At 62.7% G+C, this 25,969-nt stretch carries 30 protein-coding genes; 24 read left to right on the forward strand and 6 right to left on the reverse strand.

The window, feature by feature from the left end:
* The 12 genes from GYB81_RS12350 (at position 1) to hemN (ending at position 11,742) form a co-directional block, all read left to right on the forward strand.
* On the forward strand, positions 1–180 hold the full coding sequence (locus tag GYB81_RS12350; protein WP_161865385.1) for a cbb3-type cytochrome oxidase subunit 3: 180 nt from the start codon (positions 1–3) through the stop codon (positions 178–180).
* Positions 177–1,103, forward strand: coding sequence for a cytochrome-c oxidase, cbb3-type subunit III (gene ccoP / locus GYB81_RS12355; RefSeq protein ID WP_161865384.1), 927 nt, complete (start codon positions 177–179; stop codon positions 1,101–1,103). Before GYB81_RS12350 ends, ccoP (GYB81_RS12355) begins: the two co-directional genes overlap by 4 nt.
* A gap of 347 nt (positions 1,104–1,450) precedes the next feature.
* Entirely contained in the window at positions 1,451–2,893 is a 1,443-nt protein-coding gene (gene ccoN / locus GYB81_RS12360) for a cytochrome-c oxidase, cbb3-type subunit I (RefSeq protein ID WP_161865383.1), read from the forward strand.
* On the forward strand, positions 2,893–3,501 hold the full coding sequence (ccoO, locus tag GYB81_RS12365; RefSeq protein ID WP_017677204.1) for a cytochrome-c oxidase, cbb3-type subunit II: 609 nt from the start codon (positions 2,893–2,895) through the stop codon (positions 3,499–3,501). The genes ccoN and ccoO overlap by 1 nt, the downstream gene beginning before the upstream one ends.
* A gap of 6 nt (positions 3,502–3,507) precedes the next feature.
* On the forward strand, positions 3,508–3,696 hold the full coding sequence (locus tag GYB81_RS12370; RefSeq protein WP_017677205.1) for a CcoQ/FixQ family Cbb3-type cytochrome c oxidase assembly chaperone: 189 nt from the start codon (positions 3,508–3,510) through the stop codon (positions 3,694–3,696).
* Positions 3,693–4,688 (forward strand): cytochrome-c oxidase, cbb3-type subunit III, encoded by a 996-nt coding sequence (gene ccoP, locus GYB81_RS12375; RefSeq protein WP_161865382.1) that lies wholly within the window; start codon positions 3,693–3,695, stop codon positions 4,686–4,688. The genes GYB81_RS12370 and ccoP (GYB81_RS12375) overlap by 4 nt, the downstream gene beginning before the upstream one ends.
* Positions 4,689–4,849: 161 nt before the next feature.
* Entirely contained in the window at positions 4,850–6,265 is a 1,416-nt protein-coding gene (gene ccoG / locus GYB81_RS12380) for a cytochrome c oxidase accessory protein CcoG (protein ID WP_161865381.1), read from the forward strand.
* 13 nt (positions 6,266–6,278) lie between these two features.
* Positions 6,279–6,797 carry a FixH family protein gene (locus tag GYB81_RS12385; protein ID WP_161865380.1) on the forward strand — a complete coding sequence of 173 codons (519 nt, stop codon included), beginning with the start codon at positions 6,279–6,281 and terminating at the stop codon, positions 6,795–6,797.
* A gap of 8 nt (positions 6,798–6,805) precedes the next feature.
* Positions 6,806–9,202 (forward strand): heavy metal translocating P-type ATPase, encoded by a 2,397-nt coding sequence (locus GYB81_RS12390; protein WP_161865379.1) that lies wholly within the window; start codon positions 6,806–6,808, stop codon positions 9,200–9,202.
* Positions 9,203–9,306: 104 nt separating this feature from the next.
* On the forward strand, positions 9,307–9,513 hold the full coding sequence (gene ccoS / locus GYB81_RS12395; protein WP_161865378.1) for a cbb3-type cytochrome oxidase assembly protein CcoS: 207 nt from the start codon (positions 9,307–9,309) through the stop codon (positions 9,511–9,513).
* Positions 9,506–10,189, forward strand: coding sequence for a sulfite exporter TauE/SafE family protein (locus tag GYB81_RS12400; RefSeq protein ID WP_161865377.1), 684 nt, complete (start codon positions 9,506–9,508; stop codon positions 10,187–10,189). The genes ccoS and GYB81_RS12400 overlap by 8 nt, the downstream gene beginning before the upstream one ends.
* Before the next feature lie 170 nt (positions 10,190–10,359).
* Entirely contained in the window at positions 10,360–11,742 is a 1,383-nt protein-coding gene (hemN, locus tag GYB81_RS12405; RefSeq protein ID WP_161865376.1) for an oxygen-independent coproporphyrinogen III oxidase, read from the forward strand.
* A gap of 46 nt (positions 11,743–11,788) precedes the next feature.
* Here the strand turns inward: hemN and GYB81_RS12410 are convergent, their stop codons facing one another.
* Positions 11,789–12,232, reverse strand: coding sequence for a hypothetical protein (locus GYB81_RS12410; RefSeq protein WP_161865375.1), 444 nt, complete (start codon positions 12,230–12,232; stop codon positions 11,789–11,791).
* 153 nt (positions 12,233–12,385) lie between these two features.
* On the opposite strand from GYB81_RS12410, the gene fnr reads away from it, so the two are divergent.
* The 4 genes from fnr to GYB81_RS12430 all read left to right on the forward strand — a co-directional run bounded on the left by fnr (position 12,386) and on the right by GYB81_RS12430 (position 15,669).
* Complete coding sequence (gene fnr, locus GYB81_RS12415; protein ID WP_161865374.1) at positions 12,386–13,120, forward strand: fumarate/nitrate reduction transcriptional regulator Fnr; 735 nt, start codon at positions 12,386–12,388, stop codon at positions 13,118–13,120.
* Between the two features lie 42 nt (positions 13,121–13,162).
* The gene (locus GYB81_RS12420; RefSeq protein ID WP_161865373.1) at positions 13,163–13,711 is read left to right on the forward strand and encodes an adenine phosphoribosyltransferase; all 549 of its coding nucleotides are present in this window, start codon (positions 13,163–13,165) and stop codon (positions 13,709–13,711) included.
* A gap of 90 nt (positions 13,712–13,801) precedes the next feature.
* Complete coding sequence (locus GYB81_RS12425; protein WP_161865372.1) at positions 13,802–14,617, forward strand: ion transporter; 816 nt, start codon at positions 13,802–13,804, stop codon at positions 14,615–14,617.
* 215 nt (positions 14,618–14,832) lie between these two features.
* Positions 14,833–15,669 carry a metal-dependent hydrolase gene (locus GYB81_RS12430; RefSeq protein WP_024307952.1) on the forward strand — a complete coding sequence of 279 codons (837 nt, stop codon included), beginning with the start codon at positions 14,833–14,835 and terminating at the stop codon, positions 15,667–15,669.
* Between the two features lie 157 nt (positions 15,670–15,826).
* Here GYB81_RS12430 and GYB81_RS12435 read toward each other — a convergent pair whose 3' ends face one another.
* Positions 15,827–16,534 (reverse strand): TetR family transcriptional regulator, encoded by a 708-nt coding sequence (locus GYB81_RS12435; protein WP_161865371.1) that lies wholly within the window; start codon positions 16,532–16,534, stop codon positions 15,827–15,829.
* 116 nt (positions 16,535–16,650) lie between these two features.
* On the opposite strand from GYB81_RS12435, the gene GYB81_RS12440 reads away from it, so the two are divergent.
* From GYB81_RS12440 to GYB81_RS12450, 3 genes are all read left to right on the forward strand, one after another.
* Positions 16,651–18,204: a flavin-containing monooxygenase gene (locus GYB81_RS12440; RefSeq protein ID WP_161865370.1), complete on the forward strand. Its 1,554-nt coding sequence runs from the start codon at positions 16,651–16,653 to the stop codon at positions 18,202–18,204.
* On the forward strand, positions 18,201–19,088 hold the full coding sequence (locus GYB81_RS12445; protein ID WP_161865369.1) for an SDR family NAD(P)-dependent oxidoreductase: 888 nt from the start codon (positions 18,201–18,203) through the stop codon (positions 19,086–19,088). The genes GYB81_RS12440 and GYB81_RS12445 overlap by 4 nt, the downstream gene beginning before the upstream one ends.
* A 200-nt stretch (positions 19,089–19,288) precedes the next feature.
* Positions 19,289–19,537 (forward strand): hypothetical protein, encoded by a 249-nt coding sequence (locus GYB81_RS12450; protein WP_003243836.1) that lies wholly within the window; start codon positions 19,289–19,291, stop codon positions 19,535–19,537.
* Between the two features lie 67 nt (positions 19,538–19,604).
* On the opposite strand, the gene GYB81_RS12455 is transcribed toward GYB81_RS12450, so the two are convergent.
* From GYB81_RS12455 to GYB81_RS12465, 3 genes are read right to left on the reverse strand one after another with little or no spacing between them, the layout of a single operon-like run.
* Positions 19,605–19,820 carry a DUF3820 family protein gene (locus tag GYB81_RS12455; RefSeq protein ID WP_161865368.1) on the reverse strand — a complete coding sequence of 72 codons (216 nt, stop codon included), beginning with the start codon at positions 19,818–19,820 and terminating at the stop codon, positions 19,605–19,607.
* A gap of 46 nt (positions 19,821–19,866) precedes the next feature.
* On the reverse strand, positions 19,867–20,460 hold the full coding sequence (locus tag GYB81_RS12460; RefSeq protein ID WP_161865367.1) for a 2-hydroxychromene-2-carboxylate isomerase: 594 nt from the start codon (positions 20,458–20,460) through the stop codon (positions 19,867–19,869).
* A 43-nt stretch (positions 20,461–20,503) separates the two neighbouring features.
* On the reverse strand, positions 20,504–21,235 hold the full coding sequence (locus GYB81_RS12465) for an SDR family oxidoreductase (protein WP_161865366.1): 732 nt from the start codon (positions 21,233–21,235) through the stop codon (positions 20,504–20,506).
* Between the two features lie 123 nt (positions 21,236–21,358).
* Here GYB81_RS12465 and GYB81_RS12470 point away from each other — a divergent pair, with 123 nt between their 5' ends.
* From GYB81_RS12470 to GYB81_RS12490, 5 genes are all read left to right on the forward strand, one after another.
* Entirely contained in the window at positions 21,359–22,009 is a 651-nt protein-coding gene (locus tag GYB81_RS12470; RefSeq protein ID WP_161865365.1) for a YceH family protein, read from the forward strand.
* A 32-nt stretch (positions 22,010–22,041) separates the two neighbouring features.
* Positions 22,042–22,356 carry an I78 family peptidase inhibitor gene (locus GYB81_RS12475; protein ID WP_161865364.1) on the forward strand — a complete coding sequence of 105 codons (315 nt, stop codon included), beginning with the start codon at positions 22,042–22,044 and terminating at the stop codon, positions 22,354–22,356.
* Positions 22,357–22,425: 69 nt separating this feature from the next.
* Positions 22,426–22,878, forward strand: a complete 453-nt coding sequence (locus GYB81_RS12480; protein WP_161865363.1) for a MarR family winged helix-turn-helix transcriptional regulator — start codon at positions 22,426–22,428, stop codon at positions 22,876–22,878.
* A 394-nt stretch (positions 22,879–23,272) separates the two neighbouring features.
* Positions 23,273–23,698, forward strand: a complete 426-nt coding sequence (locus tag GYB81_RS12485) for an organic hydroperoxide resistance protein (RefSeq protein WP_090336184.1) — start codon at positions 23,273–23,275, stop codon at positions 23,696–23,698.
* Positions 23,699–23,749: 51 nt separating this feature from the next.
* Positions 23,750–24,766: an alpha/beta hydrolase gene (locus GYB81_RS12490; RefSeq protein ID WP_161865251.1), complete on the forward strand. Its 1,017-nt coding sequence runs from the start codon at positions 23,750–23,752 to the stop codon at positions 24,764–24,766.
* A gap of 145 nt (positions 24,767–24,911) precedes the next feature.
* Here the strand turns inward: GYB81_RS12490 and GYB81_RS12495 are convergent.
* Positions 24,912–25,969 (reverse strand): aminotransferase (locus GYB81_RS12495; RefSeq protein ID WP_161897838.1); only part of this gene is annotated, 1,058 nt, incomplete at its 5' end.

The raw sequence follows: 25,969 nt of genomic DNA on the forward strand, positions 1-25,969 counted from the left end.
ATGTTCGAGCTTATCGATATCGGCATCGTGCGCGGCATTGGTACCGCGCTGGTCCTGATCGCCTTCACCGCCGTCACCCTCTGGGCCTACAGCGGCAAACGCCGCGACGCCTTCACCGAAGCGGCCAACCTGCCTTTCGCTGATGAGCCCAAGCCCGCCGTTTCGAGGACCCAAGCATGACCACCTTCTGGAGCTGGTACATCACCCTGCTGACCGTCGGCTCGCTGATCGCGCTGTTCTGGCTGATCTTCGCCACCCGCAAGAGCGAAGTGCACAAGAACCCGACCGAACAGACCATGGGCCACGCCTTCGATGGTATCGAGGAGTACGACAATCCACTGCCGAAGTGGTGGTTCATGCTGTTCCTCGGTACCCTGGTGTTTTCCGTTGGCTACCTGCTGCTGTATCCGGGCCTGGGCAACTTCAAGGGACTGCTGCCGGGCTATGAGGACGGCTGGACCCAGGTCAATCAGTGGCAGCGTGAAATGGACCGTGCCGATGAGCTGTACGGCCCGATCTTCGCCAAGTACGCGGCCATGCCGATCGAAGAAGTGGCCAAGGACGAGCGCGCGCTGAAAATGGGTGGCCGCCTGTTCGCCTCCAACTGCTCGGTCTGCCACGGCTCCGATGCCAAGGGCAGCTATGGCTTCCCCAACCTGGCGGACAGCAGCTGGCGCTGGGGCGGCGAGCCGGAAACCATCAAGACCACCATCATGCACGGTCGTACCGGCGTGATGCCGGCGCAAGGCCCGATGATCGGCGAAGATGGCGTACGTAACGTTGCAGCCTACGTTCTCACCGAACTCGCTGACCGCGAGCTGCCGGAGGGTACCGACGCGGACATCGCCGCCGGCCAGCAGATCTTCGCCAGCACCTGCTTCGCCTGCCACGGAGCCAACGGCAAGGGCACTCCGGCTATGGGTGCGCCTGATCTGACCCAGCCGAGCGCCTTCATCTACGGCAGCAGCTTCGCCCAACTGCAACAGACCATCCGTTATGGTCGCAGCGGCAACATGCCAGCCCAGGGTGACTTCCTCGGTAACGACAAGGCTCACCTGCTGGCCGCCTACGTGCTCAAGCTGAGCCAGGGCGAAAGCAAGTAACCTCTCCTGCTGTACCGGCGACCGGATCACGGTCGCCGGCCCCTCCTTATATGTATGCGACCCAGTGTCGCACCTGCCGACCAATAGCCCGACGATTTACTTGATTTGGGCTAAGCTGCGTTTCAGTCGCCATCTGTCACAACTCCAAGGCGATCCTTTCTTAGCGCTGCGCAAACTGATTGCGCCAAAGGCTGGCAGAGCGTTTTCGGGGCCCTTTTTGCAAGGCTCGCGAAACCCTCTAAAACCCTGTACGTGTCGGCATGTTGCGTTGCAATGGCTACCTGCTTTCTCCATACTTGCCGCCGATTTTTGCCCCATAAAACTCCATTAACCGTGGAACCCCTAGCATGAGCACAGCAATCAGTCAGACTGCTTATAACTATAAGGTGGTCCGCCAGTTCGCCATTATGACGGTGATCTGGGGGGTCATTGGGATGGGTCTAGGCGTGTTCATCGCCGCACAACTCGTGTGGCCGGAACTCAACCTAAACCTGCCGTGGACCAGCTTCGGCCGTCTGCGCCCGCTGCACACCAACGCGGTGATCTTCGCCTTTGGCGGATGCGCACTGTTCGCGACCTCGTATTACGTGGTCCAGCGTACCTGTCAGACGCGCCTGATCTCCGACGGTCTGGCTGCCTTCACCTTCTGGGGTTGGCAAGCGGTCATCGTTCTCGCGGTGATCACCCTGCCGATGGGCTATACCAGCTCCAAGGAATACGCCGAGCTCGAGTGGCCGGTCGACATCCTCCTGGGTCTGGTCTGGATCACCTATCTGGTGGTGTTCTTCGGCACCATCGTCAAACGCAAGACCAAGCACATCTATGTGGGCAACTGGTTCTTCGGTGCATTCATCCTGGTTACCGCGATGCTGCACATCGTCAACAGCGCCGCCATGCCGGTAAGCCTGTTCAAGTCGTACTCGGCCTACGCCGGCGCGACCGATGCGATGATCCAGTGGTGGTACGGCCACAACGCCGTGGGCTTCTTCCTGACCACCGGCTTCCTGGGCATGATGTACTACTTCGTACCCAAGCAGGCCGAACGTCCGATTTACTCCTATCGCCTGTCCATCGTGCACTTCTGGGCGCTGATCACCCTGTACATCTGGGCCGGTCCGCACCACCTGCACTACACCGCGCTGCCTGACTGGGCGCAGTCCCTGGGCATGGCCATGTCGGTCATCCTGCTGGCTCCGAGCTGGGGCGGCATGATCAACGGCATGATGAGCCTGTCCGGCGCCTGGCATAAGCTGCGCACCGACCCGATCCTGCGTTTCCTGGTCGTGTCCCTGGCGTTCTACGGCATGAGCACCTTCGAAGGCCCGATGATGGCCATCAAGACCGTCAACGCCCTGTCCCACTACACCGACTGGACCATCGGCCACGTGCACGCCGGGGCGCTGGGCTGGGTAGCGATGATCTCCATCGGCTCGCTGTATCACCTGATTCCCAAGGTGTTCGGCCGCGAGCAGATGCACAGCATCGGCCTGATCAATACCCACTTCTGGCTGGCTACCATCGGTACCGTGCTGTACATCGCCTCGATGTGGGTAAACGGCATCACCCAGGGTCTGATGTGGCGCGCAGTCAACGAAGACGGCACCCTCACCTACTCCTTCGTCGAAGCGCTGGAAGCCAGCCATGCAGGTTATGTCGTGCGCATGATCGGCGGCGCCTTCTTCGTCGCCGGCATGCTGCTGATGGCCTACAACACCTACCGCACCGTGCGTGCCGCCAAGCCGGCTGAATACGAAGCGGCTGCGCAGATTCCCGCCGGAGTAGCTCACTGATGAAACACGAAATCATCGAGAAGAATATCGGCCTGATGGCGCTGCTGATGGTGATTGCCGTCAGCATCGGTGGCCTGACCCAGATCGTCCCGCTGTTTTTCCAGGACGTCACCAACGAGCCGGTCGAAGGCCTCAAGCCCTACACCGCCATGCAACTGGAAGGTCGCGACATCTACATCCGCGAGGGCTGCGTCGGCTGCCACTCGCAGATGATCCGCCCGTTCCGTGCCGAGACCGAGCGTTACGGTCATTACTCCGTAGCCGGCGAAAGCGTCTGGGATCACCCCTTCCTGTGGGGCTCCAAGCGTACCGGCCCGGACCTGGCCCGTGTCGGCGGTCGCTACTCGGACGAGTGGCATCGCGCCCACCTGTACAACCCGCGCAACGTCGTGCCTGAGTCGAAGATGCCTGCCTACCCATGGCTGGTGGAGAACAAGCTCGACGGTCGCGACACCGCCAAGAAGATGGAAGTCATGCGTGGCTTCGGCATCCCCTACACCGACGAAGATATCGCCGGTGCGCGCGATGCCGTGAAAGGCAATACCGAAATGGACGCGCTGATCGCGTACCTGCAGGTTCTCGGCACTTCCATCAAGAACAAACGGTAAGACGCTATGGACATCGGGATGATTCGCGGCATCGGCACGGCGGTGGTATTCATCGCCTTCATCGGCGTGGTGCTCTGGGCTTACAGCAGCAAGCGCAAATCGAGCTTCGACGAAGCTGCCAACCTGCCCTTCGCTGACGACCCCAAGCCCGAGTCCAAGCGCGATCAGGACTCTTCCAGGAGCAATAACCAATGACCACGTTCTGGAGTTGGTACGTAACCATTCTGTCTCTGGGCACCATTTTCGCCCTGACCTGGCTGATCTTCGGCACTCGCAAGGGTCAGCGCCAGGAAACCACCGAAGAAACCGTCGGCCACAGCTTCGATGGCATCGAGGAGTATGACAATCCGCTGCCGAAGTGGTGGTTCATGCTGTTCGTCGCCACCATCGTCTTCGCCCTCGGCTACCTCGCCCTGTACCCGGGCCTGGGCAACTTCAAGGGCCTGCTGCCGGGCTACGACTATGTCGACAACGAAAAGCAGACGCCTTTCGCTGAGGGCGTACAGATCGCTGACGGCTCCATGCGTCACTCCGGCTGGACCGGTGTGCACCAGTGGGAAAAGGAAATGGCACGCGCCGATGAGCAATACGGCCCGCTGTTCGCCAAGTACGCCGCCATGCCGATCGAGGAAGTCGCCAAGGACGAGCAAGCCCTGAAAATGGGTGGCCGCCTGTTCGCCTCCAACTGCTCGGTTTGCCACGGTTCCGATGCCAAGGGCAGCTACGGCTTCCCCAACCTGACCGACACCGAATGGCGTTGGGGCGGCGAGCCGGAAACCATCAAGACCACCATCCTCAAGGGTCGCCAGGGCGCCATGCCTGCTCAAGGCCCGGCCATCGGCGAAGACGGTGTACGCAACGTCGCCGCCTACGTGCTGACCCAACTGGGTGGCCGTGAACTGCCGGAAGGCGTGGAAGCCGATATCGAAGCGGGCCAGAAGGTCTTCGCCGGTACCTGCTTCGCCTGCCACGGCGCTGACGGCAAAGGCACCCCGGCCATGGGCGCCCCGAACCTGACCAACCCGGCAGCGTTCATCTACGGCAGCAGCTACGCTCAGCTGCAGCAGACCATCCGCTACGGTCGTCACGGCAACATGCCTGCCCAGGAAGAATTCCTCGGCAACGACAAGGTGCACCTGCTGGCTGCCTACGTTTACAGCCTGTCGCACAAGGCACAAGAGCAGTAATAGCAGAACGACTCTTTTGACAAGGGTCAATGAACGCCCGGAACGCGACCGCTGGTCGCACCCGGGCGTTGTCTTTCAGGCGTACCATATAGCTACCGTGAACTGACCTAAGCCGGCACGCATCGGCCCGGGCTGCCAACCAACCGCTTTGGTATGCATTGATGAGCGAACAGATTCCCGTCCAGGACGTCACCCCCCCTTCCCCTGCCAAGAATGCCAGCGTCGATCTATACGCCAGCCGCGAGAAGATCTACACCCGCGCGTTCACCGGTCTTTACCGCAACCTTCGCCGCGTTGGCGGCGCTCTGCTGTTCATTCTCTTCTTCGGTACCGTCTGGCTGAACTGGGAAGGTCGCCAGGCCGTCTGGTGGAACCTGCCAGAGCGCAAGTTCAACATTTTCGGCGCCACCTACTGGCCACAGGACTTCATGCTGCTGTCCTGGCTGCTGATCATCTGCGCCTTCGGTTTGTTCTTCATCACGGTGTTCGCCGGCCGCGTCTGGTGCGGCTACACCTGCCCGCAAAGCGTATTCACCTGGGTATTCATGTGGGCGGAGAAGGTTACCGAGGGCGACCGCAACCAGCGCATGAAGCTCGATAAACAGCCCATGAGTGGCAATAAATTCGCGCGCAAGCTGGCCAAGCATGGCATCTGGGTGGGCGTGTCGCTGCTCACCGCCGTCACCTTCGTCGGCTACTTCACGCCGATTCGCGACCTGGTGGTGGAGATCTTCACCGGTGAAGCCAGTGGCTGGGCCTACTTCTGGATCGGCTTTTTCACCCTCGCCACCTATGGCAACGCCGGCTACCTGCGCGAGCAGGTGTGCATCTACATGTGCCCCTACGCACGGTTCCAGAGCGTGATGTTCGACCAGGACACCCTGATCGTCTCCTACGACCCACGCCGCGGCGAGAAACGTGGCCCGCGCAAGAAGGACGCCGACTACAAGGCACAAGGCCTGGGTGACTGCATCGACTGCAAGATGTGCGTGCAGGTCTGCCCCACCGGTATCGACATCCGCGACGGCCTGCAGGTCGAGTGCATTGGTTGCGCGGCGTGCATCGACGCCTGTGACGACATCATGGACAAGATGAACTATCCCAAGGGGCTGATCAGCTACACCACTGAACACAACCTGTCTGGCCAGAAGACCCACCTGCTGCGCCCGCGCCTGATCGGGTACGCTGTGGCGCTGGTAGCCATGATCGGCCTGTTTGCCTGGGCCGTGGCCCATCGCCCGCTGGTGGGGCTGGACGTGCTGAAGGACCGCGTGCTGTTCCGCGAAAACGAGCGCGGTCACATCGAGAACGTCTACACCCTGAAGATCATGAACAAGTCGCAGCGCGACATGACGTACGTGATCACCGCCGACGGTCTCGACGGCCTGGTTTACGAAGGCAAGAGCGAAGTGCGGACGCTGGCCGGTGAGGTGTACTCCTTCCCTGTCGAGCTTTCCATCGCGCCGGAGAAACTGCCCTCGAGCGCCAACAACATCGTCTTCCACGTACAATCCGCGGATGACCCCAGTATCAAGACCGACGCCGACAGCCGCTTCATTGGCCCCAGCGTCCGCTGACAACGGAAAGAACATGACCGAACAAGCATCCTCGCCGGTAAAGCCCTGGTACAAGCAATTCTGGCCCTGGTTCATCATCGCCATGCTCAGTTACTCGGTGGTGCAGGGCCTTACCCTGCTCACCGTGGCTACCAAGAACCCACCGGGGCTGATTTCCGATGACTACTATGACGTCGGCAAGGGCATCAACCAGTCGCTGGAGCGCGAGAAACTGGCCGAGCGCCTGCAACTGCAGGGCGAACTGGTGCTGGACAACGCCACCGGCGTCGCTACCCTGTCGCTGCAAGGCAACAGCAAACCCCAGCAGATCGTCCTCAATCTGATTTCGCCGACCCAGCCGGAGCGCGACCGCCGCGTGATCCTGCAGCCAGCCGCTGACGGTCAGTACCGTGGCCAGATGGTCGATCAGGTCAGTGGTCGTCGTTTCGTCGAACTGCTTGGCCAGGAAGGCAGCCAGAACTGGCGCCTGTTCGAGGAAGAGAACATCACCGATGGCCAGACCATCCTGATCGGTGACAATCCTTCCTACTGAACCAGCCAATGCCCGCCCCTACTCCCTGCTACCACTGTGGCCTGCCGGTGCCTGCCGGCAGCCATTTCCGCGCCGAGGTTCTCGGCCAGATTCGCCAGATGTGCTGCCCCGGCTGCCAGGCCGTCGCCGAAGCCATCGTCGCCGGAGGGCTGGAGCATTACTACAGCCATCGCAGCGAAAACTCCGCCAACCCGCAGGCCCTGCCCCAGGCGCTGCCGGACGAACTGGCACTATACGACCGCAGCGATGTACAACGGCCCTTCGTCCAGCACGAGGGCGAGCTGAGCGAAACCCAGCTGCTGATCGAGGGCATCAGTTGCGCCGCCTGCGGCTGGCTGATCGAAAAACATCTGCGTGGTGTACCGGGGGTGGCCGAGGCACACCTGAACCTGTCCAACCACCGCCTGCAGGTGCGCTGGCAAGACAGCCAGATTCCCTTAAGCAAACTGCTCGCCGAACTGCGCCGCATCGGTTATGCCGCCCACCCCTGGCGCGCCGACGAAGCCGCCGAGCGCCTGGCCGCGGAGAACCGCCGGCGCATGCGTGAACTCGGTGTTGCCGGTCTGTTGTGGATGCAGGTGATGATGGCGACCATGGCCACCTGGCCGGAATTCAACATCGACCTGACGCCAGAACTGGACAAGATTCTGCGCTGGACCAGCCTGTTCCTCACCACCCCCATCGTCTTTTACTGCTGCGGCCAGTTCTTCCGCGGCGCCCTGCGCGACCTGCGCACCCGCCACCTGACCATGGACGTATCGGTCTCGCTGGCCATCGGCGGCGCCTACGTGGCCGGCATCTGGTCGACCATCACCGGCCAGGGCGAGCTGTATTTCGACGCCGTGGGCATGTTCGCCCTGTTCCTGCTCGCCGGGCGCTACCTGGAGCGACGCGCCCGCGAGCGCACTGCAGCGGCGACCGCGCAACTGGTGCAGTTGTTACCGGCCTCCTGCCTGCGTCTGGAGGCTGATGGCCAGAGCCAGCGTATTCTGCTCAGCGAATTACGCGTCGGCCAGCAGGTGCTGGTGCAGCCCGGCTCGCTGATCCCGGCCGACGGCCGCATCCTCGCCGGCCAGTCCAGCGTCGACGAATCGCTGCTCACCGGGGAATACCTGCCCCAGGCGCGCGGCATCGGCGACAGCGTCACCGCCGGCACGCTGAATGTCGAAGGTCCGCTGACCGTCGAGGTGCAGGCACTGGGCGATGCCACTCGCCTGTCCGCCATCGTGCGCCTGCTCGAACGAGCGCAAAGCGAGAAACCGCGCCTGGCGGAAATTGCCGACCGCGTCTCGCAGTGGTTCCTGCTGTTCATCCTGGTATCCGCCGCCGTGGTCGGCTTCGCCTGGTGGGAAATCGACTCCAGCCGCGCCTTCTGGGTTGTGCTCGCCCTGCTGGTGGCCACCTGCCCCTGTGCCCTCGCCCTGGCCACGCCGACCGCACTGACCACTGCGACCGGCAGCCTGCACAAGCTGGGCATGCTGCTGACCCGCGGCCATGTCCTGGAAGGTCTCAACCAGATCGACACCCTGGTGCTGGACAAGACCGGCACCCTGACCGAAGGTCGGCTGACTCTCAAGGCTATCCACCCACTGCGCGACCTTGACGAAGGCGACTGCCTGGCGCTGGCCGCCGCGCTGGAGAACCGCTCGGAACACCCCATTGCCCGCGCTTTCAGCCAGGCGCCGCGCGCCGCGCAAGCCGTCGACAGCCATCCGGGCCAGGGCCTGCAGGGCAGCGTCGACGGACGCCTGCTACGCATCGGCGAAGCCAGCTTCGTCTGCGCCCTGAGCGGCCAGACCGTGCCTCCGATTGCCAGCGAGCGCGGCCAGTGGCTGCTGCTGGGCGATGAACAGGGACCGCTGGCCTGGTTCGTCCTCGACGACCGCCTGCGTGAGGATGCCCCCGACCTGATCGCCGCCGCCCGTGCCCGAGGCTGGCGCATTCACCTGCTTTCCGGCGACAGCTCGCCGATGGTCGCCGAAGTCGCTCGCCAGCTCGGTATCGAGGACGCCCGCGGTGGCCTGACTCCGGATGCGAAACTGGCAGTACTCAAGCAATTGCATGGCGAAGGCCGGCGCGTGCTGATGCTCGGCGATGGCGTCAACGATGTTCCGGTGCTGGCCGCTGCCGATATCAGCGTGGCCATGGGTTCGGCGTCCGATCTGGCGAAAACCAGTGCCGACGCGGTACTGCTGTCCAACCGCCTGGGCAGCCTGGTCGACGGCCTGATACTGGCCAGGCGCACACGGCGTATCATCATCGAAAACCTGATCTGGGCGACGCTGTACAATGGCCTGGTACTGCCTTTTGCCGCCCTGGGCTGGATCACCCCAATCTGGGCAGCCGTGGGTATGTCGCTCAGTTCGCTGCTGGTGGTGCTCAACGCGCTGCGCCTGAGCCGATAAGCCGCTAGCAAGCGTAGCCCGAACATGTAGGAGCGAGCGTCGCGAGCGAACCGCTTCTTCGCTCGCGACGCTCGCTCCTACCCAGACGCCTCCATGGAGACCGCATGTCCGCCCTCTATATCCTCATTCCCGTCGCCATCGGCCTGGTCGGTTTCGCCATCTGGCTGTTCTTCTGGGCGGTGGACAGCGGCCAGTACGACGATCTCGACGGACCGGCACACAGCATTCTGTTCGACGACGAAGATCCGTTGCACAAGGCCGGCATCGAGCAGGCCGAGGACCATAACAAGCAGGACAAGCCCGATGCTTGAACTGGCGCCGCTGCTGGTGTCGGCGCTGATTCTGGGCTTGCTCGGCGGCGGTCATTGCCTGGGCATGTGCGGCGGCCTGATGGGCGCACTGACCCTGGCGATTCCGCCGGAGCAACGTAGCAGACGCCTGCAACTGCTGCTGGCCTACAACCTCGGACGCATTCTCAGTTACAGCCTGGCCGGCCTGCTTCTGGGTTTGGCCGGCTGGGCCGTTGCCGGCAGCAAGGCCGAGGTGGTCATGCGCACCCTGGCGGCACTGCTGCTGATCGCCATGGGCCTGTATCTGGCTGGCTGGTGGAGCGGCCTGACGCGCATAGAAGCGCTTGGCCGTGGCCTGTGGCGGCATATACAACCGCTGACGCGGCGTTTTATGCCAGTCACGAGCGTTCCCAAGGCAATGGTGCTGGGCGGGCTATGGGGCTGGTTGCCGTGTGGCCTGGTGTACAGCACGCTGCTATGGGCCTCCAGCCAGGGTAATGCAGTGGACAGCGCCCTGCTGATGCTGGCCTTCGGCCTGGGTACCTGGCCGGTCCTGCTGGCCACCGGGCTGGCTGCAGAGCGCATCACCGCATTGCTGCGCAAACGGGGCGTGCGCGTGGCCGGCGGCCTGCTGGTCATCCTGTTCGGTATCTGGACGCTCCCCGGCCCTCATCAACATTGGCTGATGGGGCACTGACAGGTATCGCGGACGCAATACCGAAGCGAGGTGCCCCCGGATTGCATCCGGGCGACGCAGCTGGCAGCTACACCACCGCACCCAGCCCCCACACGCCCTTGATACAGGTCAAGGTCGCTGCTCGCCATCATCCCTAGACTTGCCACACAGCCTGTCCAGGATTATTTCCCATGCAAGACGCCATCCAGTGGGATGCCGACCTGATCCGCCGCTACGATCTCGCCGGCCCGCGCTACACCTCTTACCCGACCGCCGTACAGTTTCACGACTCCATCGGCCCCTTCGACCTTCTGCATGCGCTACGCGACAGCCGCAAAGCCGGGCGCCCGCTGTCGCTGTATGTGCACATCCCGTTCTGCGCGCACATCTGCTACTACTGCGCCTGCAACAAGGTGATCACCAAGGATCGCGGTCGCGCCCTGCCCTATCTGGAAAAGCTCGAGCGGGAAATCGAGATCGTCAGTCGCCACATCGACAAGAGCCAGCCGATCGAACAGCTGCACTTCGGTGGCGGCACACCGACCTTTCTCAGCCACGATGAGCTGCGCCGCCTGATGCAGCACCTGCGCCAGCACTTCAATTTGCTGGATGACGACTCCGGCGACTACAGCATCGAGATCGACCCGCGCGAAGCCGACTGGTCGACCATGGGCCTGCTGCGCGAGCTGGGCTTCAACCGCGTCAGCCTTGGCGTGCAGGATCTCGACCCCGAGGTACAGCGAGCGGTCAATCGACTGCAAACCCTGGAGGAAACCCGCGCCATCGTCGAGGCGTCGCGTACCCTGCAGTTCCGCTCGGTGAACATCGACCTGATCTATGGCCTGCCCAAGCAGACACCCGAGCGTTTCGCCCGCACCGTTGCCGAAGTCATCGCCCTGCAGCCGGATCGCCTGTCGCTGTTCAACTACGCCCACCTGCCCGAACGTTTCATGCCGCAGCGGCGCATCAGCTCCGATGACCTGCCCAGCCCGGCGGACAAGTTGATCATGCTGCAGAACAGCATCGACCAACTGACCCGCGCCGGCTACCGCTACATCGGCATGGACCACTTCGCCCTGCCCGATGACGAGCTGGCCATCGCTCAGGAAGAAGGTACCCTGCAACGCAACTTCCAGGGCTACACCACTCATGGCCATTGCGACCTGATCGGCCTGGGCGTGTCGGCCATCAGTCAGATCGGCGACCTGTACAGCCAGAACGACAGTGACATCAACGTTTATCAGCAGACCCTGGGCAACGGCCAGCTGGCGACCCGCCGGGGCCTGCACTGCAACGCAGACGACCGTCTGCGCCGCGCCGTGATCCAGCAGCTGATCTGCCATTTCGAACTGCATTTCGCCGGCATCGAACAGGCCTATGGAGTGGTATTCCATGAATACTTCGCGGCGCTCTGGCCGGAACTGGAGCAGCTTCACCGCGATGGTCTGATCGAACTGAGTGCGAGCAGGATCGAGGTACGCCCGGCCGGGCGCCTGCTGGTGCGTTCCCTGTGCATGCTGTTCGACCGCTATCTCAACGATCAGGTACGCCAGCGCTTCTCGCGGGTGATCTGAACAGGTCCGCCCCGTGACGGCCTGCACGCCATCACGGGGCGCTGTCTCAACTCATGGCCAGCGCCGTGGCAGCCTGCATCTGCTCGCTGGAAAGGCCGTTCTCACGCATCAGTTTGATCAGGTTGGCGTTGGCCGTCGTCAGCGCGCTGTTGAGCGAAGCGAGCTCGCTCTGCAGCCCCTCGATCTGCTGGCGCTTGGCCTCCGCATCGAGGCTCTGATCACTCATGATCGCATCGATCTGCGCCTGCTTCTCGGCGATCTGTGCGCGCAACTCGCGAATCATCTTGAGCAGATCCTTGATCGCCTGAGGCAGCTCGCTTTTGTCGATATCCTCGTTCTTGTCGGGCTTGACCGACATGCTCTTGCCCAATTCGGAAAGACTCACGCGCAGGCCTTCGCGCACTTCTTCCGGGCTGGGTTCGACTGCGGTGAATTGTCGCTGAACGCTCTGTGCGAGATTGCTCAGCGGGCCGCTGGACGGGATACGCATCGCGCTGCTTCCTGCATTGGACTGTGGTTCTACAGTCTGCTTCGGCATAGAAGCGCTAAACTTGAGCATTCGGTCAGACCGGGATATGGCTGGCCGCCAGGTAAACCCTGCGGTACCCTTACAGTCATTGCGTGTATACCGGGAAGCCCAACGATGTCCGAGAGCATCAAGCTGCGTTCGCAGCACCAAGCCCATTGCAAGGATTGCAGCCTGGCTGCCTTGTGCCTGCCCATCTCCCTGAACATGGAGGACATGGACGCGCTCGACGAGATCGTCAAACGCGGCCGCCCGCTGAAAAAGGGCGAGTTCCTGTTCCGCCAGGGCGATGCCTTCGGCTCCGTGTTCGCCGTGCGCTCCGGTGCGCTGAAGACCTTCAGCCTGAGCGATGGCGGCGAGGAGCAGATCACCGGTTTCCACCTGCCCAGCGAGTTGGTTGGCCTGTCCGGTGTCGACGGCGAACGCTACCCGGTTTCCGCGCAAGCCCTGGAGACCACCTCGGTTTGCGAAATCCCTTTCGAGCGCCTCGACGACCTGGCCCTGCAGCTGCCCCAGCTGCGCCGTCAATTAATGCGCATCATGAGCCGCGAAATCCGCGACGACCAACAGATGATGCTGTTGCTGTCGAAGAAGACCGCCGATGAGCGCATCGCCACCTTCCTGGTCAACCTCTCGGCGCGCTTCCGCGCCCGCGGGTTCTCGGCCAATCAGTTCCGCCTGGCCATGTCGCGCAACGAAATTGGTAACTATTTGGGCCTTGCGGTAGAGACGGTGTCTCGCGTATTTACCCGCTTCCAGCAGAACAAGCTGCTCGAAGCCGAAGGCAAGGAAGTGCACATTCTCGATCCGATCGAGCTGTGCGCCCTGGCCGGTGGTAATCTCGACGTTTGAGTTCGCACGGTGTTCGCGGGCTCAACGCATTAGGACCCCACGATGATCTTTGACGAATTCAGCATCAAGACCCTGATCCGCCCGGTACCGGATTTTCCCAAGCCGGGCGTGGTCTTCCGCGATATCACCCCGCTATTCCAGTCGCCGCGTGCCCTGCGCATGGTCGCCGACAGTTTCATCCAGCGTTACGTTGAGGCCGAGTTCAGCCATATCGGTGCCATGGATGCCCGCGGCTTCCTGATCGGCTCGATCATCGCCTACGAACTGAACAAGCCGCTGGTGCTATTTCGCAAGCAGGGCAAACTGCCGGCGGACGTACTCAGCGAGGCCTATCAGACCGAATACGGCGAAGCCTTTCTTGAAGTCCATACGGACAGCCTCTGCGAAGGCGATTCGGTACTGATTTTCGATGACCTGATCGCCACCGGCGGCACCCTGATTGCCGCGGCCAACCTGGTGCGACGCATGCGTGCCAGTGTCTTCGAGGCTGCTGCAATCATCGACCTGCCCGAGCTCGGTGGCTCGCAGAAGCTACAGGACGCGGGCATTCCCACCTTTACTCTGACGGCTTTCGCACTCGACGATCGCTGAGCAATCACGCCCGCCAAACGGACAGTCGAAGGCGCGCCCCTGCGCCAGCCGGATACTGTCCGACATCACTACCGTCACAGCCAGATTCCCATGCACGAACTCGAACTGAATCCATCCAGCAACTGGCGCGAGCGCCTGGGCGCCGTCATGGACGGCACGTCCGTCCAGCGCCTGATCACCCTGCTGATCATCATCAACGCCGCCATTCTCGGCCTGCAGACCTCGCCATCGATCATGGCCGACTGGGGCAAGGCGCTGCTGATCCTCGACAGCCTGATCCTCGCCTGCTTCGTCATCGAGCTGGCGCTGCGCTTCACCGCACGCGGCATCGGTTTGCTGCGCGATCCCTGGGCGGTATTCGACTGTCTGGTGGTGGGCATCGCCCTGGTACCGGCCAGCGGCCCCTTCGCCGTGCTGCGCGCCCTGCGCGTGCTACGGGTACTGCGCCTGGTATCGATCAACCCGAGCATGCGCAAGGTGGTACAGGCGCTGCTCGCCTCGCTGCCGGGCATGGGCAGCATCGTCATGCTGATGGGGCTGGTGTTCTATGTGGCGGCCGTGATGGCCACCCAGCTGTTCGGCCAGAGCTTTCCGGAGTGGTTCGGCAGCATCGGTGCCAGCCTCTATACGCTGTTCCAGGTGATGACCCTGGAAAGCTGGTCGATGGGCATCGTTCGCCCGGTGATGGAGCAGCATCCGCTGGCCTGGATGTTCTTCGTGCCCTACATCCTCATCGCCACCTTCATGATGCTCAACCTGTTCATCGCCGTGATCGTCAACGCCATGCAGAGCACTCATGAGCCCAGCGCCGAAGAGCTGGCGGCGGCTGCCCGCGAGCAGGCGATCCTCGACGAACTGCGCGCGCTGCGCAGCGAAGTGGCAGCGCTGCGGCGCAACGCGCCCTGACCCCTTCCCGGTGGAAATGGCGGCCCGCGCCGCCGTTTCGATTCAACTGATCCTTCGACACACCCGCCTTAAGTTGGCGGCGCCCGGCGTCGCCACATCCGATAGTTACATCGTTCACTGACACAGTTGGTCTGTTGCCACCTGCAACTCCCGATGTTGTCACTCAGAGCCGTACAACAATCGGGAGCACCGACTCCCAGAAGAGGACTCGAACGATGAATGCAAGCGCTACCCTGCCCCAGCCGAAATCCAGCTTTCCGGTTCGTCGCATGGACTTCAGCTTCGCCGAAACGCCGAAATACTGGTTCTTCGACGATCCTTTCATGAGCCACTTCATGAACAACCTGTCGTCGCTGTTCCCTTATGGCGAAAAATTCTTCGTCGACAGCGTGCGGGCGGTGCGCGACCAGGTCAGCGAGCCGCAACTGAAGAAGGACATCAGCGCCTTCATCGGCCAGGAGGCCATGCACTCCAAGGAGCATGCGGCCTATAACGACTATGCCAATGAGCACAATATCGACCTGGAGCGCCTGGAACTGCGCATCAAGGTACTGCTCGAATGGACGACCCGCTTCAGCACCAAGAAACAGCGCCTGGCCGCCACCTGCGCGCTGGAGCACTTCACCGCGACCATGGCCGAGCAACTGCTCAAGCGGGAAGACCTCACCACGCAGATGAACGATCCGAAGCTGTACCAGCTGTGGATGTGGCACGCCATCGAGGAGAACGAGCACAAGGCGGTATGCTATGACGTGTACCAGAAGGTCTACGGCGGTTACTTCACCCGTACGCTGGTGATGCTGCTGACCACCGTGATGTTCCTCGGCGTGATCGGCTGGTTCCAGATTCACCTGCTGCGCAAGGACGGTCAGCTGTTCAACTGGCGCAGTTGGGGCTTCGGTTTGAAGAAACTGTTCGGCCCGCGCAACGGCTTCTTCACCAAGCTGATCGGCCCCTACCTGGACTACTACCGCCCCGGCTTCCATCCCAAGGATCACGACACCGAGAAGCTGGAGAATCGCTGGCGCGAGCGACTCGGCTTCAGCAACTGATATTCCAAGGGCGGCCCGGGCCGCCCTTTTTCGTTCGAGTGCGCACCTGCCCAGATCGCGCCAACCTCAGACCGTAGGAGCGGCTTCAGCCGCGAAAACTCGCGGATAGTTCCGTTCCTGCGCTCCGCCTCCCCTCATCAGCATCGCCAAACATCCTTCAGCCCAGGCGCAGCTGCCCCATGCCCTGCAACACGCTGGCACCGGTGAACAGCATGACGATCTGCTCCTCGGCCAGCGCACAGATCGCCTCGCGCCGCTGCGGCTGACCGATGTAGTCCAGCGACTGCTCGAACAGGCTGCGACTGATCAGCCCCGAAACCTGGCGCACCGCCGCCGCGCTGACGGTATCCGGTAGCAGCTTGAACTCGATGATGTCCTCGGCCATGTCATCGGCGAAGTCGTCCATCACCTGGCGCAGGGCCTCGCGCAACACGGACGACGCGCCATGCAGCTCACGCACCCCGATGATGAACGCCTCCGGATGCTCGGCGACGAAGTCGAAGAACAGCTGCACCGTCTCGTGACACACCCGCCGCCCGCGCCCGAGATCGATACCCAGTAGTTTGGGCAGCAGCGGCCCCTCATCCTTGACCGCACGCTGCGCTGCCTCGCGGCGCAGATCGCGCAGCGGTTGGCGCAGCAGCCGGGTGATCTCGCCGATCACGGTCAGGCCGAGGTCGTCGACATCGCGAAAGTGACGGTAGAAGGTGTTGGGGTTGAGCCCCGCCTCGCGCGCCAGCTCGCGCAGGCCCAGGCTGCTGAGGCTGCGGCTGGTCGATGTGAGACGTAACGCCGCCTCCATCAGCAGGCGCTTGCCAGGCGCTTCGCTGGCCCTGTCGCGTAACTGCGCATCGTCGTTGTGCATCCTTACCCCTACCTAAAGTTGGTTTGTCGATTCGATGGCTTGCCGCGAAGTATACACATGTCTACCTTGGTATACAGATGTAGACACCAACAAGAACGACAAGCAGGAGCCCGGCCATGAATGCGCCCGTGTCACCCCCTACCGCTGCCCGCCATTGCAAGATCGCCATCCTCGGCAGCGGCTTCTCCGGCCTCGGCATGGCCATCCGCCTCAAACAACAGGGCGAGCAGGACTTCCTGCTGTTCGAAAAGGAAGCCGGCGTCGGCGGCACCTGGCGGGTGAACAACTACCCGGGTTGCGGCTGCGACGTGCAATCGCACCTGTACTCCTTTTCCTTCGAGCCCAACCCGAACTGGACGCGGATGTTCGCAAGGCAGCCGGAAATCAAGGCCTACCTGGAAGGCTGCTGGGAAAAGTACCGCTTGCAGGACAAGACCCTGCTGGGCACCGAAGTGGTACAGATCCGCTGGGACGAGCACGCCGAGCTGTGGCACCTGCAGGATCGCGCCGGTAACCAGTACAGCGCGCAGTTCGTGGTCTCCGGTATGGGCGCCCTGTCCACACCCTCGATCCCCAGGCTTAAGGGCCTGGAGCACTTCACCGGCGAGGTGTTCCACTCGCAGCAGTGGAATCACGACTATGACCTGAGCGGCAAACGCGTGGCGGTGATCGGCACCGGCGCCTCGGCCATCCAGTTCGTGCCGCAGATTCAGAAGCAGGTGGCGCGGCTCGATCTCTACCAGCGCACTGCGCCGTGGATCATGCCCAAGCCCGATCGCGCCATTGCCGATGGCGAACGCCAGCGCTTCAAGCGCTTTCCGCTGGTGCAGAAGCTCTGGCGCGGCGCCCTGTACGGCATCCTCGAAAGCCGGGTGATCGCCTTCGCCTTCGCCCCACGCCTGCTGCGCATGGCTCAGGGCATCGCCAAGCTGTACATCAAGAAGCAGATCAAGGACCCGGTGCTGCGCGCCAAGGTCACCCCGGACTACACCATGGGCTGCAAGCGGGTGCTGATCTCCAATGACTACTATCCGGCGCTGACCCAGGCCAACGTCGAGGTCATCACCGACGGTATCGCCGAAATCCTGCCCAATGCCGTACGCACCGCCGACGGCCAGGAGCGCGAGGTGGATGCCATCATCTTCGGCACCGGCTTCACCCCCAGCGACCCGCTGCCGCGCGGCACGGTGTTCGGCCGCGGCGGCGTCGATCTGCTCGACACCTGGCCCGAAGGCCCGGAAGCCTACAAGGGCACCATGACCGCGGGCTTCCCCAACCTGTTCTTCCTCATGGGGCCGAACACCGGCCTTGGCCACAACTCCATGGTCTACATGATCGAGTCGCAGATCACCTATGTGCTCGGCGCCCTCAGGCAGCTAGAAGAAGGCCGGCTGCAGAGCCTGGAACCCAAGCGCGAGGCGCAGGACGCCTTCAACCGCAAGATCCAGGGCACCCTCGGCAGCACCGTATGGAACGCCGGCGGCTGCATGAGCTGGTATCTGCACCCGGTCAGCGGGCGCAACTGCACGGTGTGGCCGGGCTTCACCTGGCGCTTTCGCATGCTGACGCGCAACTTCGATCCGCATGCCTACCACTTCAGCCGTAAGCACGCCGCCCATCCGGCGCAGAGCAATGCCATCACCCTCGCCGCGCAGGAGGTCAGCGCATGAAATCCTTCGAGAACAAGGTAGCCGCCATCACCGGCGCCGGCTCCGGTATCGGCCGCGCCCTCGCCTATCACCTGGCGCGCCAGGGCTGCCACCTGGCGCTGTCCGACGTCAATGTCGAAGGCCTCCAAGAAACCGTCGAGCAGGCCCGCAAGCTCGGCGTCACCGTCAGCGGACAACGCGTCGACGTCGCCGACCGCGCTGCCGTCGAGGCATGGGCCGAGCAGGTCGTCAGCGAGTTCGGCCGGGTCAACGCCATCTTCAACAATGCCGGCGTGGCTCAGGGCGGCACCGTGGAGGGCAACGACCATGCCGACTACGAATGGATCATGAACATCAACTTCTGGGGCGTGGTCAACGGCACCAAGGCCTTCCTGCCCTACCTCAAGGCGGCCGGCCAGGGTCACGTGGTCAACGTCTCCAGCGTGTTCGGCCTGTTCTCCCAGCCGGGCATGAGCGCCTACAACGCCAGCAAGTTCGCCGTGCGCGGTTTTACCGAATCGCTGCGCCAGGAGTTGGACATGGCCGATTGCGAGGTTTCCGCCAGTTGCGTGCATCCGGGCGGCATCAGGACCAACATCGCCAAGACGGCGCGGATGAACGACAGCCTGGCCAAGGTCACCGGCCAGGAGGCGGAACAGGCGCGCCAGCAGTTCAACGACCAGTTGCTGCGCACCACGCCGGAACAGGCGGCCAAGGTCATCGTAAACGGAGTGCTGGCCAACAAACGGCGCATTCTGATCGGTGCCGATGCCCATGCCCTGGACTGGATGCAGCGCAGCATGCCGGCGCTGTATCAGCGCCTGGTGACCGTCTCGATGCGCCTGGCGGCGCGCTTCGCGCCGAAGCCGAGAAACCTCGACAAGGTGAGTGAGGCTGCCGAGTAGGGGCTCATCAGCAGCAGACGCAGGGCCGGCCGTTGCCGGCCCTGCGCGTTTGTCGGGCAACGCTCGCAGCCGCGACATCTGGACTATCGTAGAGGGAACAGACGCACCACTCATCCACGCGGCGCCGCTACCGGCTCCCGGCTGGAACCTCGGTGTAGCGTCGACGCCGAGGGCGGCGCCTTGATCCACGAGGTGGCCTCATGAGCGCGCTTACCTGCACCCACCGCGATCACGTCATCCGCGCCAGTGTCATGGAACATCCCGGCCTGCCCACGCCCTGGGCCGGCGGATGCCAGATCACCGATCCCGACGGCAACACCAGCAAACGTCAGACTCTGCCGGTGGATTACGCCTTCATGGATGACCTGCACAAGGCCCAGCATGCGTCCATCGCCCATGGCAAATGGCTGGTGGATCAGAAGCTGGATCACGGCCGCAACTGGCATTGACGACAACCCAGACGTAGCCCGGATGAATCCGGGAGAGATCGGGAATTGTCCCCGGATTGCATCCGGGCTACGAATGGTCGCGCAACGGCTCGAGCAGCGGCTTGAGTCCGTTGTGGTCGATCTCCTGCATCAGCGCGAGCAGTTGGCCCAGCTCGCCCTTGGGAAACCCTGTGCGGGCGAACCAGTTTAGGTAGTGGCCCGGCAGATCGGCGATCAGCCGGTCCTTGTACTTGCCGTAGGGCATGCGGCGGGTCACCAGGAGTTTCAGCGCTTCGGGGTTCATCGGTGGCTCGAGTGGCGGAAAAAGAACCCTGTCATTGTGCCAGGCATCAGTCGCGCAGTGCTTCGCGTACGAACTCCAGGCGATCCTGGCCGAAGAACATCTCGCCATTGACGAAACAGGTCGGTGCGCCGAATACGCCGCGCTTGACCGCCTCTTCGGTGCTCGCCTTGAGCGCGTCCTTGACCTGCTGTTCGGCGATCTGCGACTGCAACGCCTGGGCGTCGAAGCCGGCCGCATTCAGCACTTCGGCCACCTTGGCCGGATCGCCCATGTTAATACCCTCAACCCAGATCGCCTGAAACAGCGCCTGCAAGGCATCGTCGAAGCGCTCCGGCTGATGCAGTTGCACTGCCACCAACAGGCGCATCAGCGTCAGGGTATTGATGGGGAAATGCGGGTTGAAGCGCATCGGCACGCCGTAGCGCTCGGCGAAGCGTGCCAGGTCGCGCAGCATGTAGTGCCCCTTGGCCGGAATCATCGCCGGCGAGGCGTTGCCGGTGGCCTGGAACACCGCGCCCAGCAGCATCGGCCGATGGACCAGCGTGGCGCCAGTGTCGCGGCAAAGCAATGGTAACTGGGTATGGGCCAGGTAGGAGGCCGGGCTGCCCAGGTCGAAGAAGAACTCCACCGTCTTGTTCATCAGTTTCACTCGTTCGTTATTGTCATCATGGGTTCAGCGCAGGTTACCAGCGCTCGATCCATGGACGCAGATCCAGCTCGAAAGTCCAGGCGTCGCGCGGCTGAGCGTGCAGGAACCAGTAGCTGTCGGCGATATGCTTAGGATCGAGAATGCCATCCTGATCCTTCCTGGCGTACAGCTCGGGAAAGCTGTCGCGGATGAAGGCGGTATCGATGGCGCCGTCCACCACCACATGGGCGACATGGATATTCAGCGGCCCCAACTCGCGCGCCATGCTCTGCGCCAGCGCACGGATGCCGTGCTTGGCGCCGGCAAAGGCGGCGAACCCGGCGGCACCACGCAGCCCGGCCGTGGCACCGGTGAACAGGATGGTGCCGCGTCCGCGCGTGACCATGCGCTTGGCCACCGCCTGGCTGGTGAGAAAGCCGGCGAAGCAGGCCATTTCCCAGATCTTGAAATACTTGCGCGCGGTTTCTTCAAGGACGCTGCACGGCACGTTGGCGCCGATGTTGAACACCATCACCTCGATGGGGCCGATGTCACGCTCGATGCTTTCGACCAGCTCGGCCACCTGCTCCTCGCGCCGCGCATCGGAGGCAAAACCATGAGCCTCACCGCCTGCGCTGCGGATGTCCTCCAGCAGCGGCTGCAGCTTGTCCAGGCTGCGGCGGGTGACGCAGGCAACATAGCCCTCACGGGCAAAACGCCGGGCGATGGCACCACCAGTGGCGTCGCCTGCGCCAATGATCAAAGCGACCTTCTTGTTCTCGTTCATGGCCCACTCCGTTGATTGACGGCCGTTAGCTTAGCGAACGTCATGCCTGAACACACATTGAAGCCTGTCGGCCGAGCGCGGATGCCGTTAACCTACGTGGGTTCTTTCTGCCAGGATCGATCCATGTCGCACACTCCTTCCCCGCTGGTTGGTGAAACCCCGTTGCACGCCGTCGAAGTGCGCATCCTCGGTTGCCTGATCGAGAAGCAGCTGACCACGCCGGAAACCTATCCGCTGACACTCAATGCGGTGCAGCTGGCCTGTAATCAGAAGACCAGCCGCGAACCACTCATGAACCTGGAAACCGGCGAAACCGGACGTTATCTGCGCAGCCTGGAGGGCCGCGGCCTGGTGCACCTGGTAATGGGCAGTCGCGCCGACCGCTGGGAGCAGCGCTGCGACAAGCAGCTGGAGCTGGTCAAGCCGCAGACGGTGCTGCTCGGATTGCTGATGCTGCGCGGCCCGCAGACCCTCAACGAACTGCTCACGCGCAGCAACCGCATGCATGACTTTGACGACGTGGACGAAGTGCAGCATCAGCTGGAGCGCCTGATCGCTCGCGGCCTGGTCGTGCTGCTGCCACGCCAGAGCGGTCAGCGCGAGGATCGCTACATGCATCTGCTGGGCGAACAGGCCGATCTGGAAACTCTCCTGGCAAACCGTCCAGCTGCTCGTGGAGAGGCTGCGGCACCTAACGAAGATCGTCTGGTCGAACTGGAAGCGCGCATAGCTGCGCTCGAAGAGCGCCTGGCCCGCCTGGACGGCGCACAATGACAACCATACCAATGGCAAAGGAGCCCACAGCGTTGAATTTCAAGACTCGTTTCAGCCTGATTCTTGCCGCAGCCCTGTTCGCAGCCGGCTGCAGCAGTACGGCCGAAAAATCCGAACCGTCGGCAACGCCTGCCGACACCAGCCAGGGCTGCAGCTCTTCTGCAGTCGAAAATCTCAAGGGCAAGACCGCGACGCCGGAGCTGCTCGAACAGGCACGGCAGCAGGCGGGCGCCAGCACGGCTCGCATTCTGACACCCAACAGCGTGGTGACCTTGGAATACAATGGTCAACGCCTTAACCTCAACGTCGATGATCAGCGAGTCATCACCCGCGTATCCTGCGGTTGATGCCACCGGGTGCGGGTTGCCCCCGCACCACTTGCCGAAAACATCCCTACCTTCGCATAGGCCAACGCCATGACCTCCCAAGTGGAACCCTGCGCCGAGCTGATGCTGGATAACCAGCTGTGCTTCGCCCTCTATTCCACCTCGCTGATGATGACCAAGACCTACAAACCGCTGTTGCAGGCGCTCGGTCTCACCTATCCGCAATATCTGGCCATGCTGGTGCTGTGGGAAAACGAGGGCATTACCGTCAGCGAGATCAGCGCACGCATGCTGACCGATCCTGGTTCACTGACACCACTGCTCAAGCGCCTGGAAAGCGAAGGCCTGTTGCAACGCCAACGCAGCAGTCAGGATGAACGCGTGGTTCAGCTACACCTCACCGACAAGGGGCGTGCATTGCACGAACAGGCCAAGGCATTGCCTGCCTGCATTCTCAAGGCCTCTGCATTGAGCATTGACCAGTTGACCCAACTGCGTGACGACCTGATCGAACTGCGCGGCCATCTGCAGGACGCGCTCTGATCTCTGGCGATGCCAAAGCTCATCGCCTCTGACCGATCCAACGCCCATCGTCGAACGCCGAAAGTCCACAGTTAGCGATACGGCACTGCGCGCTCCCTCACCGCGCATTTTGGCGCATTGTTCCTTCAGCCTCTTTCTTTGCTGGAGCGGCGAAGCTCGCCACGCCCGAGCGAAGCTTCCTGGCGTTCATTCGCGTACTTTTTCTGAGTAAGTACCGCTACGGCCCTTGCGCCGCCTGCTTATTCCAATAAATAAGTTTTCTATAACCAAATAATCCACAAATTTATCTTGCGCACTAATATTTATCGCAATACATTTCTTCCCATGGAAACGGTTATCGCGCAAACGTTTAGCAAACCAATCCATCATTCACTTACCGACGAGGATCACCACCATGACTATCGAAAACGTTCTCTACCGTGCAACCGCTGAAGCCTTCGGTGGCCGTGAAGGCCGCGCCGTTTCCTCCGACGGCATCCTGGACATCGCCCTGACCACCCCGAAAGAACTCGGTGGCGCCGGCGGCAACGGCACCAACCCGGAACAACTCTTCGCCGCCGGCTACTCCGCCTGCTTCCTCGGCGCCCTGAAGTTCGTCGCCGCCCGCGACAAGCTGAGCATCCCGGCTGACACCTTCATCGAAGGCACCGTCGGCATCGGCGCTATCCCCACCGGCTTCGGCATCGAAGTGGAACTGCGCATCAGCCTGCCGGGCCTCGAGCGCGACGCCGCACAAACCCTGGTGGATCGCGCGCACATCGTCTGCCCGTACTCCAACGCCACCCGCGGCAACATCGACGTCACTTTGACCATAGTCTGACCGATCCGACGCCGGGCTTCCCGGCGCCCTCCCACTAAAAGGAACAGGCACATGAAAATCTCGCGCACCCTCACCGCTGGCTTGCTCGCCCTGGCCATCAACAGCAGCTTCGCCGCCGGCAGCCCCGGCGTGGAACGTACCACCCAGGGCTTTCTCAATGCACTGGCAAGCGGTGGTGGCCAGCCGCTGGAAACCCTCTCGCCGAAAGACGCCCGTGCCGTGCTGGTCGGCGCTCAGGCCGGAGTCAAGGTGGATTTGTCAGGCACCGTGATCGACACCAAGGTGATTCAGGTGAATGGCCAGTCGATCACTCTGAAAGTGGTACGCCCTGAAGATGCGCGCGGCGTCCTGCCGGGCTTCATGTTCTTCCACGGCGGTGGCTGGGTTCTGGGTGATTATCCGACCCACGAACGCCTGATCCGCGACCTGGTTGTGGGTTCTGGCGCCGCTGCCATCTACGTCGACTACACGCCGTCGCCCGAGGCCAAGTATCCGACCGCGATCAACCAGGCCTATGCCGCGACCAAATGGGTCGCCGACAATGGCAGTCAGATCGGCGTCGACGGTTCGCGCCTGGCCGTGGCCGGCAACAGCGTTGGCGGTAACATGGCTGCCGTGGTCGCCATCAAGGCCAAGGAAGCCGGCACGCCGAAACTGCGCGCCCAGGTGCTGCTGTGGCCGGTGACCGACGCCAACTTCAACAACGCGTCTTACAACCAGTTTGCCGAGGGCCACTTCCTGACCCGCGGCATGATGGAATGGTTCTGGGACAACTACACCACCGACCCGAAGCAGCGTAACGAGATCCATGCCTCGCCGTTGCGCGCCAGCCTGGAACAGCTCAAAGGCCTGCCGCCGGCCCTGGTGCAAACTGCCGAGATGGACGTGCTGCGTGACGAAGGCGAAGCCTACGCCCGCCGCCTGAACGCCGCCGGCGTGCCGGTGACCGCCGTACGCTACAACGGCATGATCCACGACTATGGCCTGCTCAATGTGCTGGCCGAAGTGCCGGCGGTACGTACCGCCATGGACCAGGCCGCGCAGACGCTGAAGAACAGCCTCAAGTAAGCGGCTGAAAAACGAAACCCCGCGACCGGTAACGGTGGCGGGGTTTCTCTTGCTCGTCCTTCGCAGCTGAAGCGGAACGCCGCCCAGCCGATCCTATGCCAACGCTGCTGCGCCTGTAGGAGCGGCTTCAGCCGCGAATCACGCGTTACGCCAGACCACGAATCTGCTCCCAGGTCAGATCCAGGCACCTGCGTGCTTTCTCCACCAACTCATCCACTTCCGCCTGGCTGATCACCAATGGCGGCGCAATGATCATGGTGTCGCCCACCGCGCGCATGATCAGTCCGTTGTTGAAGCAGTGGCCACGGCAGATCATGCCCACCCCCAGATCACCCGAGAAACGCTTGCGCGTGGCCTTGTCCTGCACCAGTTCGATGGCGCCGAGCATGCCGACGCCACGCACTTCGCCCACCAGCGGATGATCCGCCAGTTCACGCAGGCGCTTTTGCAGGTAAGGTGCGGTATCTGCCTTGACCCGCTCAACGATGCCCTCGTCCTTGAGAATGCGCAGGTTCTCCAGCCCTACCGCTGCCGCCACCGGATGGCCGGAGTAGGTGAAGCCATGGTTGAAGTCACCATGCGCCTCGATCACCTCGAACACCTTGTCGCTGACGATCAGCCCGCCCATCGGCACGTAGCCGCTGGTGAGGCCCTTGGCGATGGTCATCAGGTCCGGCTTGAGGTCGTAGTACTGGCTGCCGAACCATTCGCCGGTACGGCCGAAGCCGCAGATCACCTCGTCGGCGACGAAGAGAATGTCGTACCTGGCCAGGATCTCCTTGATCCGCGGCCAGTAGGTCTCGGGCGGGATGATCACGCCACCGGCGCCCTGGATCGGCTCGGCGATAAAGGCGGCAACGTTCTCTTCGCCCAGTTCGAGAATCTTCTTCTCCAGCTGATCGGCGGCCCAGAAGCCGAATTCTTCCGGCGACTGGTCGCCGCCCTCACCGAACCAGTAAGGCTGCGGGATATGGGCGATGCCCGGAATCGGCAGATCGCCCTGCTCGTGCATGAACTTCATGCCGCCGAGGCTGGCGCCGGCCACGGTGGAGCCGTGATAGCCGTTCTCGCGGCCAATGACGATTTTCTTGTTTGGCTGACCCTTGCACGCCCAGTAGTGGCGCACCAGGCGCAGCATGGTGTCGTTGCCTTCGGAACCGGAGCCGGTGAAAAACACGTGGTTCATGCCGGCCGGCGCCAGCC

Origin of the sequence: Pseudomonas yangonensis (assembly GCF_009932725.1) — a bacterium.
In the GTDB taxonomy this organism is placed as follows: domain Bacteria; phylum Pseudomonadota; class Gammaproteobacteria; order Pseudomonadales; family Pseudomonadaceae; genus Aquipseudomonas; species Aquipseudomonas yangonensis.

Bases quoted from the DNA above. Each gene is read 5' to 3' on its own strand.
- GYB81_RS12455 (WP_161865368.1), bottom strand. From the start codon at position 19,820: ATGAACCCCGAAGCGCTGAAACTCCTGGTGACCCGCCGCATGCCCTAC.
- GYB81_RS12425 (WP_161865372.1), top strand. From the start codon at position 13,802: ATGCACGAACTCGAACTGAATCCATCCAGCAACTGGCGCGAGCGCCTG.
- GYB81_RS12430 (WP_024307952.1), top strand. From the start codon at position 14,833: ATGAATGCAAGCGCTACCCTGCCCCAGCCGAAATCCAGCTTTCCGGTT.
- ccoO (WP_017677204.1), top strand. From the start codon at position 2,893: ATGAAACACGAAATCATCGAGAAGAATATCGGCCTGATGGCGCTGCTG.
- fnr (WP_161865374.1), top strand. From the start codon at position 12,386: ATGTCCGAGAGCATCAAGCTGCGTTCGCAGCACCAAGCCCATTGCAAG.
- GYB81_RS12385 (WP_161865380.1), top strand. From the start codon at position 6,279: ATGACCGAACAAGCATCCTCGCCGGTAAAGCCCTGGTACAAGCAATTC.
- ccoN (WP_161865383.1), top strand. From the start codon at position 1,451: ATGAGCACAGCAATCAGTCAGACTGCTTATAACTATAAGGTGGTCCGC.
- GYB81_RS12390 (WP_161865379.1), top strand. From the start codon at position 6,806: ATGCCCGCCCCTACTCCCTGCTACCACTGTGGCCTGCCGGTGCCTGCC.
- ccoS (WP_161865378.1), top strand. From the start codon at position 9,307: ATGTCCGCCCTCTATATCCTCATTCCCGTCGCCATCGGCCTGGTCGGT.
- GYB81_RS12435 (WP_161865371.1), bottom strand. From the start codon at position 16,534: ATGCACAACGACGATGCGCAGTTACGCGACAGGGCCAGCGAAGCGCCT.
- GYB81_RS12470 (WP_161865365.1), top strand. From the start codon at position 21,359: ATGTCGCACACTCCTTCCCCGCTGGTTGGTGAAACCCCGTTGCACGCC.
- GYB81_RS12450 (WP_003243836.1), top strand. From the start codon at position 19,289: ATGAGCGCGCTTACCTGCACCCACCGCGATCACGTCATCCGCGCCAGT.
- GYB81_RS12485 (WP_090336184.1), top strand. From the start codon at position 23,273: ATGACTATCGAAAACGTTCTCTACCGTGCAACCGCTGAAGCCTTCGGT.
- GYB81_RS12400 (WP_161865377.1), top strand. From the start codon at position 9,506: ATGCTTGAACTGGCGCCGCTGCTGGTGTCGGCGCTGATTCTGGGCTTG.
- GYB81_RS12410 (WP_161865375.1), bottom strand. From the start codon at position 12,232: ATGCGTATCCCGTCCAGCGGCCCGCTGAGCAATCTCGCACAGAGCGTT.
- GYB81_RS12445 (WP_161865369.1), top strand. From the start codon at position 18,201: ATGAAATCCTTCGAGAACAAGGTAGCCGCCATCACCGGCGCCGGCTCC.
- ccoP (WP_161865382.1), top strand. From the start codon at position 3,693: ATGACCACGTTCTGGAGTTGGTACGTAACCATTCTGTCTCTGGGCACC.
- GYB81_RS12480 (WP_161865363.1), top strand. From the start codon at position 22,426: ATGACCTCCCAAGTGGAACCCTGCGCCGAGCTGATGCTGGATAACCAG.
- ccoG (WP_161865381.1), top strand. From the start codon at position 4,850: ATGAGCGAACAGATTCCCGTCCAGGACGTCACCCCCCCTTCCCCTGCC.
- GYB81_RS12460 (WP_161865367.1), bottom strand. From the start codon at position 20,460: ATGAACAAGACGGTGGAGTTCTTCTTCGACCTGGGCAGCCCGGCCTCC.
- GYB81_RS12440 (WP_161865370.1), top strand. From the start codon at position 16,651: ATGAATGCGCCCGTGTCACCCCCTACCGCTGCCCGCCATTGCAAGATC.
- GYB81_RS12350 (WP_161865385.1), top strand. From the start codon at position 1: ATGTTCGAGCTTATCGATATCGGCATCGTGCGCGGCATTGGTACCGCG.
- GYB81_RS12370 (WP_017677205.1), top strand. From the start codon at position 3,508: ATGGACATCGGGATGATTCGCGGCATCGGCACGGCGGTGGTATTCATC.
- hemN (WP_161865376.1), top strand. From the start codon at position 10,360: ATGCAAGACGCCATCCAGTGGGATGCCGACCTGATCCGCCGCTACGAT.
- GYB81_RS12420 (WP_161865373.1), top strand. From the start codon at position 13,163: ATGATCTTTGACGAATTCAGCATCAAGACCCTGATCCGCCCGGTACCG.
- ccoP (WP_161865384.1), top strand. From the start codon at position 177: ATGACCACCTTCTGGAGCTGGTACATCACCCTGCTGACCGTCGGCTCG.
- GYB81_RS12490 (WP_161865251.1), top strand. From the start codon at position 23,750: ATGAAAATCTCGCGCACCCTCACCGCTGGCTTGCTCGCCCTGGCCATC.
- GYB81_RS12465 (WP_161865366.1), bottom strand. From the start codon at position 21,235: ATGAACGAGAACAAGAAGGTCGCTTTGATCATTGGCGCAGGCGACGCC.